We start from the raw sequence: 16,059 nt of genomic DNA, 5'->3' as shown, positions 1-16,059 counted from the left end.
AGTATGAATACCAATTCACTCTGGTGCAATCATTCTCTCTGCCCGCACCAGCCGCTCATAGTCTTCTGCCGACACCAATCCGCTCGCCAATGCTTCTTCACGTAAGGTCGTTCCATTCTTGTGCGCAGTCTTGGCGATCTTGGCTGCATTGTCATAACCGATCGCCGGAGCCAGCGCGGTCACAAGCATCAGCGAGCGGTCCAGCAGTTCCTTGATACGGTTCAGGTTCGGTTCGATTCCCTCCACACAATGATCGGCAAACGACACCATGGCATCACTGAGAATGCGGATCGATTGCAGGACATTATATGCGATTACCGGTTTGAACACGTTAAGCTCGAAGTGACCCTGGCTTGCGGCGACCGTAATTGTGGTCTGGTTGCCAAACACCTGTGTTGTGACCATAGTCAAAGCTTCTGCCTGGGTCGGATTGACCTTGCCCGGCATGATTGAGGAGCCGGGTTCGTTTTCCGGCAGTGACAGTTCACCAAGCCCGGAACGCGGACCCGAACCGAGGAAACGAATGTCATTCGCGATCTTGAAAAGATCCGCCGCCAAAGCATTCAGGCTGCCATGGAAATTGAGGATAGCGCCGTGGCTGGCAAGAGCCTCAAATTTGTTGGGCGCAGTCTTGAAAGGGAGGCCGGTAATTTCGCTCACGGCTTCAGCAAAGCCCGTGTCGAAACCGATTGGCGCGTTCAGGCCCGTGCCGACTGCAGTCCCGCCTTGTGCGAGCAGAAAGACGTCTGCGAGCGATTGCTCGATGCGATGGCGCGCATATTCCAACGCGGCGCGATACCCGGAGAATTCCTGTCCCAGTGTAACCGGCGTTGCATCCTGCGTATGGGTACGACCGATCTTGATGATATCCTTGAAGGACTCTTCCTTGGCCTGGAGCGCCTTGGTCAGATGTTCAACCGCCGGATAAAGCCGATTGACGGCCTCGACTGCCGTGGCAACATGGATTGCCGTTGGGAAGCTATCATTGGACGACTGGCTCATATTCACGTGGTCATTGGGATGGACCGGCTTCTTGGACCCCATTTCACCACCGAGAAGTTCGATAGCCCGGTTTGAAATGACCTCGTTGGCATTCATGTTCGATTGCGTTCCCGAACCAGTCTGCCAGACGACCAGCGGGAAGTGCTCGTCGAGCTTACCCTCGATGACTTCGGACGCCGCCACTGCAATTACCTGGCCGAGAACCGGATCGAGTTTGCCAAGCGCAATATTGGTTTCCGCTGCCGCGCGCTTGACGACACCCAGTGCGTGGACCAACGGAAGCGGCATGCGCTCCCCGCCGATCTTGAAGTTTTGCAACGAGCGTTGCGTCTGAGCGCCCCAGTAGCGGTCTGCAGGAACATCAATCGGTCCGAACGTATCTGTTTCGGTACGCGTAGCGGTCATTTCAGGTCTCCGGGTAATTGGACTCGAAACCGAGCCATCCAAAGCAAATATAGCACCGCCAGGAGCTTGGCGGGCTAATGTTTCTTCGTGAAACTTTTATAACGCAATCATTTGATAAAACATGACTATAAAAGTCAATTTTTGTTGACCGGCACCTCCACGGTCAAGCGCCGTCCTCTTCGTCACCGTTATCCGTTTCGGAAATCCAAGCGGTCGGTTCGATCTTGCGCTGGGTTTTGCTATCGGTGAACGTCCACCAGCCAGTATCTGTCTCATCCCACTGACCGCCACCGGCCTGCAATTGGGCTAGCGTTCGATACTGTGCAATTGACTCATTGCGCTGGTCATCTTCATCGGTCCAGACGACTGTAATCTTACGACCGTCTTTCGGAACTGTGGCGATAGGAAGTTCTTTACGCATATGATCATCCATTACATTGTGACTGCGGATAATCATAGGGCATACAATGCTAGCGGCAAGCCGGAACTCTAACGTTCCGGCTTGCCGTCTTATTCAGACGGCACGCGCCGGCTTAAGTGCCTTGCCCCACCAAACCAACTGATCCAGCATGTTTTTGGCTGCTTCTGCCAGATGAGGGAAGTCGTCCAGCTTATTCTCGCCTTTGACGACGGCGAGATAATCAGGGAAAAGTATATGAACGCCGGTTTTGACTGACATAGAAGACATTTCGACTGCGATCATCCGCAGTTGTTCGACAGCGCGAGCACCACCGACGCCACCATAGCCGACAAATCCCATTGGCTTCTGAATCCAGTCACCATAGTCGATGGCGTTTTTCAGAACAGCAGTAGGAGCGTGATTGTATTCAGCCGCAGTCAGGATGTAGGCATCGAACTCGCGCAGCTTGTTTTTCCATTTGTCAGCAGTTTCTGCTTGTGCGGTCGTGGTGGAAGTGTCGCCATAGAAGCCCATCGGATAATCGGCGACATCGAGAATTTCCACGTCCAGTTCCGGGCGTTCTGCTACGAGTTTCGCAATCCACTGAGCAGGGACTGGAGCAAAACGCTGTTCACGTGTACTGCCGACGATGACGGCGACTTTGAGCTTAGACATAGATAGCACCTTTATTTAGAGTGGTAACCGTTAGAAACTGACGCTATATAAGTGACTTACCTAGCGCACAAGGAGGCACTTTTATGAAACCCGGTGACTTCAAGGAAACCAGTGCATGCAGGACCGTTGCGGATATTCTGTCTCGCGTGGGCGATAAATGGACGGTGCTTGTGGTGAGCTATCTCGGTAATCATCCAATGCGTTTCAACGAGTTGCGTCGAAGCGTAGATGGTATTTCTCAGAAAATGCTGACGACGACGTTACGCAATCTGGAGCGAGATGGTTTCGTCACGCGTACGATCTTTCCGACAATTCCGCCCAAGGTCGAATATGAACTGACTGAAATGGGGAGCGATCTCTTGCGGCCTGTGCGCGCATTGGGTGAGTGGGCGATAGCCAATGAAGCAAAGGTAATGATGGCTCGCGCGCGTTATGACGCCTCGATATCAGGAAAGGCGCAGATTGACGCCGCAGAATAGAAGCTGAGTTTTTGGAAGTGCAAGTGGAAAGACAGGCCGAAGCCTGCCTTTCCTGTTGCCTGAGACAGGACTTCCAAAGTGCGGGGGCAAACAGGAAGTCCATCTCTGTGTCATTCGGGATTGACCATGATTGGTGGTTATGAGTCAATCAGAAGTTTCTAAAATAACGACTTCGGTGCAGCAAAGCGCGAGCAGAGTAAATTTTTCATAAATCACAAACGGTTATGCAACGTAAAAAGAAAGGCGGCCCAAGGCCACCTTTCTCGCATTTTCATCAAAGTAAGCTTGACGGACTTCTTGGAAGTCCATGCCGCCACCCGCACCGCTTTGCGGTGCGAGCTTATTACCTGATGGGCGTGCTTTATAGACTTCTTAGAAGTCCATGCCGCCCATGCCGCCCATGCCGCCAGGCATGCCAGCCGGAGCTGCATCCTTCTTCGGCAGTTCAGCGATCATGGCTTCCGTCGTGATCAGGAGGCCGGCAACCGATGCAGCATTCTGCAGGGCGGTACGGACAACCTTAACCGGATCGACAACGCCAGCCTTGATCAGGTCGCCGAATTCACCATTGGCAGTGTTGTAGCCGTAGGTTTCAGAGGCATTCTCAAGGATCTTGCCAACGATAACCGAAGCTTCTTCACCGGCATTGGTCGTGATCTGACGAGCTGGAGCCTGCAGAGCGCGACGAACGATGTTGATACCAGCTTCCTGGTCGGCGTTGATGCCCTTGGCGGAGATCTTGGCCGAAGCGCGGAGGAGGGCGGTGCCGCCACCAGCAACGATGCCTTCTTCAACCGCAGCGCGGGTTGCGTTCAGGGCGTCGTCAACGCGGTCCTTCTTTTCCTTCACTTCAACTTCCGTTGCACCGCCGACGCGGATCACGGCAACGCCACCAGCAAGCTTGGCAAGACGTTCCTGAAGCTTTTCACGGTCGTAGTCCGAAGAGGTTTCTTCGATCTGCTGTTTGATCTGGCTAACGCGAGCGTCGATTTCAGCCTTCTGGCCTGCACCGTCAACGATCGTGGTGTTTTCCTTCGAGATCGAAACCTTCTTTGCACGGCCGAGCATGTCGAGCGTAACGGTTTCGAGCTTGATGCCGAGGTCTTCGGAGATAACCTGACCGCCGGTGAGGATCGCGATGTCTTCGAGCATGGCTTTGCGGCGATCGCCGAAGCCAGGAGCCTTGACAGCAGCGATCTTCAGGCCGCCGCGCAGCTTGTTGACGACGAGTGTTGCAAGAGCTTCGCCTTCGACGTCTTCAGCGATGATGACGAGCGGCTTGGAGGTCTGAACGACAGCTTCCAGAACCGGCAGAAGAGCCTGGAGGTTCGAGAGCTTCTTTTCGTGCAGAAGGATGTAGGCGTCTTCGAGGTCAGCAACCATCTTTTCAGGGTTGGTGACGAAGTAAGGCGACAGGTAACCGCGGTCGAACTGCATGCCTTCGACGACTTCGAGTTCGGTTTCAGCGGTCTTGGCTTCTTCAACCGTGATCACGCCTTCATTGCCGACCTTCTGCATCGCATCAGCGATCATCTTGCCGATTTCGGCTTCACCGTTAGCGGAGATGGTGCCAACCTGAGCAACTTCTTCCGACGTGTTGATCTTCTTGGCCTTGCCGAGAAGTTCAGCAACAACTTCGGTTACTGCGAGGTCGATACCGCGCTTCAGGTCCATCGGGTTCATGCCGGCGGCAACAGCCTTTGCGCCTTCCTGAACGATTGCCTGACCGAGAACGGTAGCGGTCGTCGTGCCGTCACCGGCAGTGTCGTTGGTCTTCGAAGCCACTTCGCGCAGCATCTGTGCGCCCATGTTTTCGAACTTGTCTTCCAGTTCGATTTCCTTGGCGACCGATACGCCGTCCTTGGTGATGCGCGGAGCGCCAAAGGACTTGTCGATGACAACGTTACGACCCTTCGGGCCGAGCGTTACCTTTACAGCGTCAGCAAGGATATCGACGCCGCGCAGCATCTTTTCGCGCGCAGAGCGACCGAATTTTACGTCTTTTGCAGCCATTTTACTCTCCTGGGAATTGTCCCGGTCAGATTATGGTGAATTGGTTTGTGGTATATGATCGACCCGTATGTAGGCCATATTAGCCGACGATACCGAGTCGGAGGCGTTAGCCGACAATACCCAAAATGTCGGATTCCTTCATGATCAGCAGGTCTTCGCCGCCGATCTTGACTTCGGTTCCCGACCACTTGCCGAACAGAACCTTGTCGCCAGCCTTGACTTCCAGAGCGATCAGCTTGCCAGCTTCGTCACGAGCGCCTGCGCCAACAGCGACGATTTCGCCTTCCTGCGGCTTTTCCTTGGCGGTGTCAGGGATGATGATGCCGCCAGCGGTCTTGGCTTCCGATTCAACGCGACGAACGACGACGCGGTCATGAAGCGGGCGGAACTTGATATCAGCCATGGTATAACCCTTGGTGTTATAGACGTTGAACCCTGTTAACGGATCGAGCCGATCCGCGCTTGTTAGCACTCATCATGCGAGAGTGCTAACGTGGCTCTGAGATAGAAGCCGGACCTTATCTTGTCAAGATTGCCTGAGAAATTTGACAGATGAATGATGGTTAATTTGCACCATCCTTAACGCGGAGCGGCCACGGGTTGACTATGTCCGATCCGGCATATGGTGATGTCGTTGGCAATATCAATCCACAATGCGCAAATTGGAGAGTTCGTCGCCGATCTGCCTGAATGTTTCGCTTAGTTCACCGCCGGTTGAGTTCCAGAAAAGCTTGGCTGGCCTGCCACTCTCCATGCGAACGCGCGAGTTTGAAGAACAGGATCTCAACAGATCTATTTGTGCTTTCTCGGTGCTGTTCGTCTCGCTGAGGTCCAATGCGACTGTCATAACGATGATACTGGCTGACTTGGCGTTGTCGCAGAGCTTTGCAAAACGCGCATTCATGGCCTTCGTATATGTACTGTTATTTTGCGAAACCGAAACGCCGCTTTCCTGAAATAAACGGGCCTGGCTGTAGTGTTTGGTTATGCGAGCAGTGTAGCCGTGCGCTGAATAGTAGGAAAAGTTTGCAGCTCTGTCGGGACCCGAGCCAGCCAGTCCGTCATATTTATAATAGGTGTTGGCGCCGTCGGTCAGCACGATCACAACTTTATCATTGCCGCGTTCGGTCGAAGGCCGGGCTTCTGTAAACGGTGCTCCTCGGACGATCGTTCGCCAGCCCCAGGCCATAGCCTCGGGAACATTCGTACCGCCGCTTGGTACCATCGCCTTGATTGCGGTTTGAATTGTTTTCATCCCCTGTTCGGTAGTGACGTCCGTCAATGGGGTGAGAGGTGATGATGTGCAGCTATAGTTGGGGCCGCCGCCATTCGATCTGCCGCCTCGGTAAATCTTGTCGAGGGAATCGCGCAGATAGTATTTCTTGAGGTCGCTTTGCCGGGGCGAGTAAGCCAAGGATGTGTCGTCTTGCCACCAGCTGTTCAAAACGGTGGAAGTGACGTTTCCCCTGCTATCGGTATTGTAATACTCGGCCGGGCCGAACATGGGGACAAATAATGTGTCTGGGTTGTTGTCAGAAGGAGGCGTTACATCCAGCGCATAGGTGCCCGGACGAGATTCGACACAACCCTGCCAAGGGAGCCAAGTCTCTTTCGATCGCAGGGAAAGGTCGGCATAAAGTTCTGCACGCGAATAAGGTTTGTTATTGCGTTCCCCCCAGCCGGTTCCGGATTTGTAATATCGCCCGCTGCCTACCGGCTTTTCTTCTATCTTGCGTGTACTGTCGATGGTGACAGGCAGCGTAAAGTTTTCGAGATTGACGGGAGACCTGCCTTCCGGATCCATCCAGGCTGCGTTCAAATATTGCGGGCCGATATTTACTGAACCAGCAAAGGGAACGAGTGAAAATTGCACAGGGTTTTCAACGTGCGTTATGAGCGTGGATTGCGCGGCCATTGTCTCCACGAGCTGTGAGGCGGCTTCTTTCAGAAGGTCGATGCGCTTTTTTGTCGACCCGCTTCTAGTTTCATCCATGGAGCGGGAATTGTCGAGAACGAGAGCGACTTCAATAGTGTTCTTAAGCCTGACCGAAGAGCTGAGCGTATATTGGTTTTGATCCCAATCATCTCCTGTAAGGCGAGAAGCAATGACACCAAACAGGGACTTATAAGTGAATCCAGCGGTCGCCTGTATCTGTTGATCAGTTGTTTTATCTTTGGGAAAAGCGACGTCGAAATTGACCGCATCTGCGCTCAGTGCGGTAAGGTTAGCGGTAAAAACTTGCGCACCATAGACCTGCACGACAGTTTGACTTTCGCCAGTGGAAAATCTCCTACCCACAGCAAGTGCCGCAGCATCGAGCGAAGCCTGCACATTGTTGCGCACGCGCATGAGATTGGCGGAGTCGACTGCAACCATGCCGGCAAGCAACAGGGGCACCAGCACCAAAGCCATTATCATCGCAAAATTACCGCGCTCGTCTTTGGCAAAGCGCAGGCTCATGGGTTGAGTCAATTGACGAAAACTACGCAGCGCAAGCCTGCTGGTTTGAGTGATCCAGTTTTTCAATGTAGCCCCCGCCGACGGTTGTGTCTGCGACACATGAAATGAAAGGTTGTATCCGCTCCTACCAGCATCTTTCTAACAGTCAGTCACGAAGCACGGTAAATGATCGGTGAAATCACCTATGGGATAATTGGACGCGCTTTGCTGGTCGGATATCCAGGCCAAAGACCGTGACAGATGTGATTGGCTGCGTTAGATGGAGCGCTGGCTGCCTTTTCGGCAGTCTTAAAGACACCCTATAGCGGTTCTCGCCTTACCGATGGATTATCAAGAGGAAACCATGAAGCAGCTCGAACGCCTCGACGATCTGACCGACCAGTACGATGTGCTCTTCTGTGATGTATGGGGCGTGGTGCATAACGGTGAAGCCGCGTATCCGGCTGCAATCGAGGCGCTAAAGCGCGCGCGCGCCAAGGGTGTTACGGTCATTCTGGTGACGAATTCTCCAAGGCCTCATCCTGATGTCGAAAAGCAGATGTTGGGTCTTGGCGTTCCCGCCGATGCCTATGATCGTGTGGTCACGTCCGGCGATGTAACCCGTGATCTGATCGCCGAAGGTCCGCGCAAGGTGTTTCACATCGGCTGTGAGCGCGAGTTGACCATCTATGACGGTCTCGATGTTGAATTGGTCGAAGAATTCGAAGCTTCGGGGGTCGTCTGTACCGGACTTTATGATGATGAAAGTGAAACACCGGACGATTATAAGGAATTGCTGGTCCGGCTGCGTTCGCGCAATCTTCCGTTCATCTGTGCGAATCCGGACATTATGGTTGAGCGCGGTACGCGGCTGATCTGGTGCGCAGGTGCCCTTGCACGCGAATATGGCCAGCTCGGCGGACGCACCCTTATAGCAGGAAAGCCGCATCGCCCGATTTACGAGGCAGCACTGAGGTTCGCTGAAGAGATCCGCGGTGAGACAGTCGAGAAAAGCCGGATTCTCGGTATCGGAGACGGTGTCTTGACCGATGTGAAGGGAGCTGCCGATTTCGGACTGGATGTGCTCTACATCTCCGGCGGAGTCCATGCTGCGGACTATACGACCGATGGTACTGTTGACATCGCCCGAATGGAAGCGTTTCTCCAGAAGCATGGCAATCGTCCGGTTGCTGCGCTTAATGCTCTTGTTTGAGGGTGAGCAATCTCGTTACGACCAACGAAGTTCGGATCACAATGACCCCATCCAGCTTTCAGCGCCTTTCTGGAACGGATTCTTTGCCGGAACGCCTGCAGAATTGTGTCGTGGCAATCGGTAATTTCGATGGTGTCCATCGCGGCCATCAGGCTGTGCTGGAGCGTGCGCTGGAGATTGCTGAAAAAAGCGGTCTGCCAGCAGTAGTCCTGACTTTTGAACCGCACCCGCGTAGCTTCTTCAAGCCAGATGCGCCAATCGATCGTTTGACCGCAGCAGCAAAGAAGGCTGAGATTCTGCGTCTGATGGGTTTTGATGCGGTCGTCGAGCAACCATTTACCGGTGAGTTCTCGTCTCGCTCTGCGGAGGACTTCGTTGAACACATTCTGGTTGAAAGATTGCACGCAAGCTGTGTGGTCACCGGTTATGATTTTCATTTCGGCAAGGGCCGGCGCGGAACACCGGAATTTCTTCAGAAAGCTGGAGAAAAAGCCGGTTTCACGGTTACACTTGTTGACGCCTTTTCAGACGAAGGCGATAACCTCGTCTCATCGACCCGCATAAGAAATCTGCTTTGCGAAGGGGACGTCGTTCAAGCAGCAGGACTTCTTGGTTATCGCTATATGGCTTGCGGTAAAGTTATTCACGGCAAGAAGCTCGGACGTACGCTTGGATTTCCGACCGCGAACATGCAAATCGACGCGCAGGCGGGCTTGAAGCACGGAATCTATGCTGTCAGGTTCCGGCGCGAGAACGGTGACCTTTATGACGGGGTTGCAAGTTTCGGTCGTCGGCCAACCGTCGACAGTGACGGTACGCCTCTTCTTGAAACATTTCTTTTTGATTTTTCGGGCAACCTTTATGGCGAGATCGCTTGTGTATCTTTCTTCGGCTTTCTGCGCGGGGAAATCAAGTTTGATGGCCTTGATCCGCTTATCGATCAGATGAAGCGCGATGACGCAGAGGCACGAGCCCTGCTTGCAAGTGCGAAGCCACTGTCAGAACTGGATCGCTTGCTTTCTTTTGAGTGAGGCGAAGTCTTGGTTTCGTTTTCCACTTAAGATTTAAATCAAATTTTACTTATTCTCGACAAAAAGTGATAAATGCCTCAAAACTTGTTGGGGCGCTTTTTGTTGGAGTTTAATGTGGCACGTATTGTTCCTCTGGCGCTCGTTGCAGGTGCCGCATTCCTAACGAGTAGTTCGCTCGCTTTCTCCGCCGATGTACAGCAAACCGATATTTATGCGGCGGAAACCGTTCAGCCCGCTCGCAAGCATTTCTGGTCCGGCGATTGGTATCTAAAGGTCGGCGCGGCAGGACTCGTCGCTCCAAAGTTCGAAGGCTCGAACAAATATCGCTTTTCTGCCCAGCCGTTGATCTCGCTTGGCCGACAGGGGCAGGCGACGCGCTTCTCATCGCGAAATGACAATGTGTCCTTCGCGTTGATCGACAATGACCGCTTCCGTGTGGGTCTCGCTGGCAAACTTCTTTTTGAGCGGGATGACGACATTCATGGCCTGAAAGACACAAAGTTTGGCGGTGAAGCGGGCGCTTTTGTCGACGTCTACCCCACCGACTGGATGCGTGTGCGTGGCGAAGTGCGTCACGGTATCCGTGCGCATAATGGCGTCGTAGCCGATATTGCTGCCGATGCGTTCTATGATGTTACGCCGACTGTTCGTGTGTCGGGTGGTCCGCGTGCGACTTTCGCCTCAAAGGATTACTTCAAAACCTATTTCGGCGTCGATGCCGAGGAAGCGGTTGCGTCGGGACTTTCCGAATATAGTCCGGGCGGTGGCTTCAAGTCAGCTGGTGTTGGTGGCGCAATTACCTGGAAGGCAACCGACAAGATCGATACGAGCCTGTTTGGTGAGTACAGTCGTCTGCAAGGTTCGGCAAAGGATTCAAGCATCGTGAAGGAACGCGGCTCCCCGGACCAGTTCATGGTCGGCGTTTCTGCGACTTACCGTTTCGATTTCTCGCTGGACTGACCTCAACGGTATCAATGTGAACACTTTCAGGGGCAGGGATGCAGTTTTATTGCGTCTTTGCCCCTCTGGCCTCTTTATTCCTGCGAAGCTCATTGCTAAAAGCGTGCCCATGATGACGGATTTTCGGCTTATCATGACGGCCATACGAATTATTGGCCCGGTCTCCCGCTTTGCCTGAATGGCTGCTTTGCCAGGCAATATCTGGCGCGGAGGTCCGGGACCGACCGGCTGTGCTCTACAGCCCCCTGTTTTCTTTGATCCACTTGCCCGCCATCTCCGGCCGGGGCTTCACAGGCGAATACCCTCATGACTGAGACGACCAAAATCGATTATTCCAAAACCCTTTATCTGCCGCAGACAGAATTTCCGATGCGCGCGGGCCTGCCGCAGCGCGAACCGCTGTTCGTCGAGCGCTGGGAGGGGATGAACCTTTACAAGAAGCTGCGCGAACAGGCCAAGGATCGCCCGCTCTATGTGCTGCACGACGGTCCGCCCTACGCCAACGGCAATATCCATATCGGCCACGCACTGAACAAGATTCTCAAGGATGTTATCACGCGCTCTTTCCAGATGCGCGGATACAACTCGAATTACGTTCCGGGTTGGGATTGTCACGGTCTGCCGATCGAGTGGAAGATCGAGGAAAAATATCGCGCCGAGGGTAAGAACAAGGACGAAGTGCCGATCAACGAATTCCGCAGGGAATGCCGCGAATTCGCGACCAACTGGATCAAGGTCCAGACGGATGAGTTCAAGCGCCTTGCCATCCTCGGCGATTTCGAAAATCCCTATACGACGATGAACTTCCACGCTGAATCGCGTATCGCTGGCGAGCTTCTCAAATTCGCGGCTTCCGGTCAGCTTTATCGCGGCTCCAAGCCGGTGATGTGGTCGGTCGTCGAGCGCACGGCACTCGCCGAAGCCGAAGTCGAGTATCACGATGTCGAGTCGGATATGATCTGGGTCAAGTTCCCGGTCGCCGGTCAGAATGATCTCTCCGGCAGCGATGTTGTGATCTGGACGACCACGCCGTGGACCATTCCCGGCAATCGTGCCGTGTCCTATTCGTCGCGCATCGAATACGGGCTTTATGAAGTCACGGAACCCGAGAACGACTTTGGCCCTCGCCCGGGCGAAAAGCTTATCTTCGCCGACAAGCTCGCCGAAGAAAGCTTTGCCAAGGCGAAGCTTCAATTCAAGCGTTTGCGTGGTATCTCGGCTGATGAACTGGGTAAAATCGTTCTGGATCATCCGTTGAAGGGCTTTGGCGGTGGTTATGAATTCATCGTGCCAATGCTTGATGGCGACCATGTTACCGATGATGCAGGTACGGGCTTTGTGCACACCGCTCCAAGCCATGGTCGCGAAGACTTTGAGGCATGGATGAACAATGCCCGCGAGCTGGAAGCGCGCGGTATAGATCCAAGTATTCCGTTCCCGGTCGGGGATGATGGCTTTTACACCAAGGACGCGCCGGGCTTTGGTCCGGACCGTGACGGCGGTCCCGCGCGGGTTATCGACGATAACGGCAAGAAGGGCGATGCCAACAAGTCTGTCATGGATCAGTTGATCGCGCGCGACAAGCTTTTCGCACGTGGTCGCCTGAAGCATTCTTATCCGCATTCGTGGCGTTCCAAGAAGCAGGTCATCTTCCGCAATACGCCGCAGTGGTTCGTCTATATGGACAAGAACCTCGGTGACGGTACGACCTTGCGTTCACGCGCTTTGAAGGCAATCGACGACACGCGTTTCGTACCGGCAGCCGGACAGACACGCCTGCGCTCGATGATCGAAGGCCGCCCGGACTGGGTGCTTTCGCGTCAGCGTGCATGGGGCGTGCCGATCTGCGTTTTTGTGGATGAAGAAGGCAACATCCTTCAGGACGATGCGGTCAACAAGCGTGTTCTCGATGCTTTTGAAGCCGAAGGCGCTGATGCATGGTTCGCCGAAGGCGCGCGCGAGCGCTTTCTCGGAAGCCGTGCCAATGAAGGCTGGACGCAGGTGCGCGACATCCTTGACGTTTGGTTCGATTCCGGTTCGACGCACACGTTCACGCTGGAAGACCGTCCGGATATGAAGTGGCCAGCTGATGTCTATCTGGAGGGCTCTGACCAGCATCGCGGTTGGTTCCATTCGTCGCTGCTGGAAAGCTGCGGTACGCGTGGCCGGGCACCATATAATGCCGTCGTGACCCATGGTTTCACCATGGATGAGCACGGCAAGAAGATGTCGAAGTCGCTCGGTAATACAGTCACGCCACAGGACGTCATCAAGGAATCCGGTGCGGATATTCTGCGTCTCTGGGTCATGACGACCGATTATTGGGAAGATCAGCGCCTCGGCAAGAGCATCATCCAGACTAACATTGATGCCTATCGCAAGTTGCGGAACACGATCCGCTGGATGCTGGGCACGCTCGCCCACGATGAAGGCGAAAATCTTCCTCACGCTGATCTGCCGGAACTTGAACGCCTGATGCTGCACCGGTTGACTGAATTGGATGAAGTTGTTCGCTCTGGATATGATGCTTTCGACTTCAAGCGCATCGCTCGCACGCTTATCGACTTCATGAATGTTGAGCTTTCGGCCTTCTATTTCGATATCCGCAAGGACGCGCTTTACTGCGATGCGCCGTCGAGCGTTCGCCGTAAGGCTGCGCTACTGACCGTGCGTGAAATCTTTGATCACTTGACGACCTGGCTGGCGCCAATGCTGCCTTTCACCATGGAAGAAGCTTGGCTCGACCGCTATCCGCAATCGGTTTCGGTTCATGCCGAGCAGTTCCGGCCGACACCTGCCGAATGGCGGGATGATGTGCTGGCGGAAAAGTGGCGCAAGGTTCGTGCGGTGCGTCGTGTCGTTACTGGCGCTCTGGAACTGGAGCGTGCGGATAAGCGCATTGGATCGTCGCTCGAAGCTGCTCCGCTCGTCTACATTTCCGACAAGAGCTTGACCGATTCGCTCGAAGGTCTTGATTTTGCGGAAATCTGCATCACCAGTGGTATTTCATTGAGCGATGCGGCTGTACCGGAAGACGCTTTCACGCTTTCTGATGTGAAAGGCGTTGCTGTTGTGCCTGCACGCGCCGAAGGTGAAAAGTGCGCCCGTTCGTGGCGTTATACGACGGATGTTGGTTCCGATCCCGAGTTTCCCGAAGTCTCGGCGCGCGACGCTGCTGCTCTCCGGGAACTCAAGGCACTTGGCAAGCTTGAAGCTTGATGGAATTCTGAAAGTTTTACCCTCGGCGTTTCATATGTTGGGGGTATTTTCAGAAGGAAACGGCTTGCAATCCTTTCTTCGGACATGGTGAAATACCGATTAACATCGGATTGCCGCATGGGTTGCACTCATGTACAAGGCATTCCTCGGATAATTTCAAGATCTGCCTTGGAGTTGCCGGTTTCTTCAGTCAAGGCTTGCTTGAGCAAATTTTGGTGAAGATAAAATCGGCAAGCGTAAAAGAAGTGGCGCTAATGAAGATTGAAGGACGAGTTCTGGTGCTTATGACAGCGATAGCGGGCGTTTCGCTATCCGGCTGCGTTTCTTCGCCAACCTATGGAACCGACAAGACCGCAGGAGCGCAGCTCTTTGACGATGTGTCGAATATGGCGAGCTTCGGACAGGGTAAGAACAAGAAAGAACGGATTGACTACAAGCCTCGCCCCGACCTGGTTCGTCCGGCTCCGGGGGATAAAGGTCAGTTGCCCGCTCCGCAACAAAGCGTTGTTAGCGCCAACGATCCGAATTGGCCAGAATCGCCGGAACAACGTCGCAAGCGTTTGCGTGACGAGATCACGGCAAACCGCGATGATCCGAATTTCGTGTCGCCGGTCGTTCAGGATGGTCCGGTAGCGTCCAACATTCAGGCAGCATTGCCGCGTGGTAACAGCCGCCGCGAAGATTATGAGTCCCGTACGCCGACATTCGACCCGGCAAAGGTTGCGGCCTACAAGGCTGCACGCCAGCAGCAGGTTCAGGGTTCCTCGACGACACGCCGTTATTTGAGCGAACCGCCGCTTACTTATCGTGAGCCTGCGTCTACTGCAGCTGTCGGCGAATTGGGTACGGACGAGGCGCAGAAGGAACGTGAGCGCAAGAAGGCATCCGGCAAATCCAAGGGCTGGCGCGACTATCTGCCTTGGAACTAATTGCTCGCTGAATTTATTTTCTTGATAATAAGCCGCAGTAAATAGAATTTACTGCGGCTTATTATTTCAGTAGTTTTAGTGAATGTTTAATCTGTTTTCTTGCAGGAAAGATTATTAAATATTTTTAATGTTGGCAATTCTGACGTATATTTGATTTCAATCAAAGATTTCTTTCATGCAAATCGTATCATGCCAACTTGGGATGTAAGGTATGATTTGATGAACGATACGAACACTATCTGGGATACGCCGTCGGGATATGGTCTGATCAGTCGATCTCTTCATTGGCTGATGGCCCTCCTGTTTCTTTGGCAGTTTGCGTCAGCAATTCTACGCGTCGTGGCTAAAGATACGATGATCTACAATATCTTCTGGTCAGCTCATTACCAACTTGGTTTCGCGCTTCTGGTGCTTGTACTATTACGTGGGGTCTGGGGATTGTTGAACTCAGGTCGTCGTCCGCATAAGTCGGGCCATGTCGGCAAACTGGCTAAACTCGGGCACCTCGTTATCTACGGCCTGATGTTCGCAGTTCCTGCATTGGCTCTGCTGCGCACATATGGCGGCGGGCGAGGCTTCTCATTTCTTGGCATCCGGATTTTCGAGCAGACCGGTGTGAAAAACGCCGCGCTGACCGCTCCGGGCAGTGCATTGCATGGTTTGCTGGGTTGGGGCCTACTTGTGATAATTGCGGGACACGTTCTGATGGCTCTTATTCATCATTTCATGCTGCGGGATAATACGCTGCGCTACATGACCGGACACAAGGCTCTGAGCAGAAGCTAGCGCTTGTCGCGGAAGAAATCCCGCAGGATTTTCTGTGAATCCCCCTCGGAGAAACCCGCATAAATCTCCGGTACATGGTGGCAGGTGGGCTGCGTATAAACCCGTGGCCCATGTTCCACACCGCCACCTTTCGGGTCGGAGGCGCCGTAATAGAGGCGACGTATACGGGCAAAAGAAATAGCGGTTGCGCACATCGCGCATGGTTCCAGCGTCACATAAAGATCGCAGTCGACCAGACGTTCGGATTGTAGGGCTTTCCCAGCCTCACGAATTGCAAGCACTTCGGCATGGGCTGTTACGTCATTGAACTCACGTGTACGATTGCCTGCTCGTGCAATGATCGTGCCGTGATGCACAATGACTGCGCCAATCGGAACCTCTCCACGTGAACCTGAAGCGCGCGCTTCTGCAAGTGCTATCTCCATGGGGGTGGCCATCTTTGGGTCCGGGACTTTGGCACTCTTATTCATGGCTGTTCCATTTCGTGCATTCTTTCGGAAATTTCGC

The 16,059-nt window shown here is 53.8% G+C and carries 14 protein-coding genes; 7 read left to right on the top strand and 7 right to left on the bottom strand.

The window, feature by feature from the left end:
• Positions 1 to 15 precede the first annotated feature (15 nt).
• The 3 genes from fumC to ABDF71_RS17395 all read right to left on the bottom strand — a co-directional run bounded on the left by fumC (position 16) and on the right by ABDF71_RS17395 (position 2,482).
• Complete coding sequence (fumC, locus tag ABDF71_RS17405) at positions 16 to 1,407, bottom strand: class II fumarate hydratase (protein WP_010660987.1); 1,392 nt, start codon at positions 1,405 to 1,407, stop codon at positions 16 to 18.
• Positions 1,408 to 1,570: 163 nt separating this feature from the next.
• Positions 1,571 to 1,828, bottom strand: a complete 258-nt coding sequence (locus tag ABDF71_RS17400; protein ID WP_258124463.1) for a hypothetical protein — start codon at positions 1,826 to 1,828, stop codon at positions 1,571 to 1,573.
• Positions 1,829 to 1,921: 93 nt separating this feature from the next.
• Complete coding sequence (locus tag ABDF71_RS17395; protein ID WP_258124462.1) at positions 1,922 to 2,482, bottom strand: NADPH-dependent FMN reductase; 561 nt, start codon at positions 2,480 to 2,482, stop codon at positions 1,922 to 1,924.
• An 83-nt stretch (positions 2,483 to 2,565) separates the two neighbouring features.
• Here ABDF71_RS17395 and ABDF71_RS17390 point away from each other — a divergent pair, with 83 nt between their 5' ends.
• Positions 2,566 to 2,961: a winged helix-turn-helix transcriptional regulator gene (locus ABDF71_RS17390; protein ID WP_010660990.1), complete on the top strand. Its 396-nt coding sequence runs from the start codon at positions 2,566 to 2,568 to the stop codon at positions 2,959 to 2,961.
• Between the two features lie 372 nt (positions 2,962 to 3,333).
• On the opposite strand, the gene groL is transcribed toward ABDF71_RS17390, so the two are convergent.
• The 3 genes from groL to ABDF71_RS17375 all read right to left on the bottom strand — a co-directional run bounded on the left by groL (position 3,334) and on the right by ABDF71_RS17375 (position 7,501).
• Positions 3,334 to 4,974, bottom strand: a complete 1,641-nt coding sequence (gene groL / locus ABDF71_RS17385) for a chaperonin GroEL (protein ID WP_010660991.1) — start codon at positions 4,972 to 4,974, stop codon at positions 3,334 to 3,336.
• Positions 4,975 to 5,080: 106 nt separating this feature from the next.
• Positions 5,081 to 5,377: a co-chaperone GroES gene (gene groES / locus ABDF71_RS17380; RefSeq protein WP_006472506.1), complete on the bottom strand. Its 297-nt coding sequence runs from the start codon at positions 5,375 to 5,377 to the stop codon at positions 5,081 to 5,083.
• 240 nt (positions 5,378 to 5,617) lie between these two features.
• The gene (locus tag ABDF71_RS17375; RefSeq protein ID WP_258124461.1) at positions 5,618 to 7,501 is read right to left on the bottom strand and encodes a pilus assembly protein; all 1,884 of its coding nucleotides are present in this window, start codon (positions 7,499 to 7,501) and stop codon (positions 5,618 to 5,620) included.
• A gap of 277 nt (positions 7,502 to 7,778) precedes the next feature.
• Between ABDF71_RS17375 and ABDF71_RS17370 the strand changes: the two genes are divergently transcribed.
• The 6 genes from ABDF71_RS17370 to ABDF71_RS17345 all read left to right on the top strand — a co-directional run bounded on the left by ABDF71_RS17370 (position 7,779) and on the right by ABDF71_RS17345 (position 15,552).
• A complete protein-coding gene (locus ABDF71_RS17370; RefSeq protein WP_010660993.1) occupies positions 7,779 to 8,627 on the top strand; it encodes a TIGR01459 family HAD-type hydrolase in 849 nt (282 codons plus the stop codon).
• Between the two features lie 41 nt (positions 8,628 to 8,668).
• A complete protein-coding gene (locus ABDF71_RS17365) occupies positions 8,669 to 9,658 on the top strand; it encodes a bifunctional riboflavin kinase/FAD synthetase (protein ID WP_258124460.1) in 990 nt (329 codons plus the stop codon).
• 72 nt (positions 9,659 to 9,730) lie between these two features.
• Positions 9,731 to 10,618: a MipA/OmpV family protein gene (locus ABDF71_RS17360; RefSeq protein WP_185757985.1), complete on the top strand. Its 888-nt coding sequence runs from the start codon at positions 9,731 to 9,733 to the stop codon at positions 10,616 to 10,618.
• Positions 10,619 to 10,924: 306 nt separating this feature from the next.
• A complete protein-coding gene (gene ileS / locus ABDF71_RS17355; protein ID WP_500061695.1) occupies positions 10,925 to 13,837 on the top strand; it encodes an isoleucine--tRNA ligase in 2,913 nt (970 codons plus the stop codon).
• 254 nt (positions 13,838 to 14,091) lie between these two features.
• Positions 14,092 to 14,766, top strand: coding sequence for a hypothetical protein (locus tag ABDF71_RS17350; protein ID WP_011982750.1), 675 nt, complete (start codon positions 14,092 to 14,094; stop codon positions 14,764 to 14,766).
• Positions 14,767 to 14,985: 219 nt separating this feature from the next.
• Positions 14,986 to 15,552 (top strand): cytochrome b, encoded by a 567-nt coding sequence (locus ABDF71_RS17345; RefSeq protein ID WP_258124458.1) that lies wholly within the window; start codon positions 14,986 to 14,988, stop codon positions 15,550 to 15,552.
• Here ABDF71_RS17345 and ABDF71_RS17340 read toward each other — a convergent pair.
• A complete protein-coding gene (locus ABDF71_RS17340; RefSeq protein WP_258124457.1) occupies positions 15,549 to 16,022 on the bottom strand; it encodes a nucleoside deaminase in 474 nt (157 codons plus the stop codon). The genes ABDF71_RS17345 and ABDF71_RS17340 overlap by 4 nt on opposite strands.
• Positions 16,023 to 16,059: the final 37 nt, after the last annotated feature.

The organism is Ochrobactrum sp. WV_118_8 (assembly GCF_039631535.1).
Taxonomy (GTDB): Bacteria; Pseudomonadota; Alphaproteobacteria; order Rhizobiales; family Rhizobiaceae; genus Brucella; species Brucella anthropi.
The sequence above is the reverse complement of the archived record's forward strand: the minus strand, read 5'-3'. Positions and strand labels throughout refer to the sequence as shown.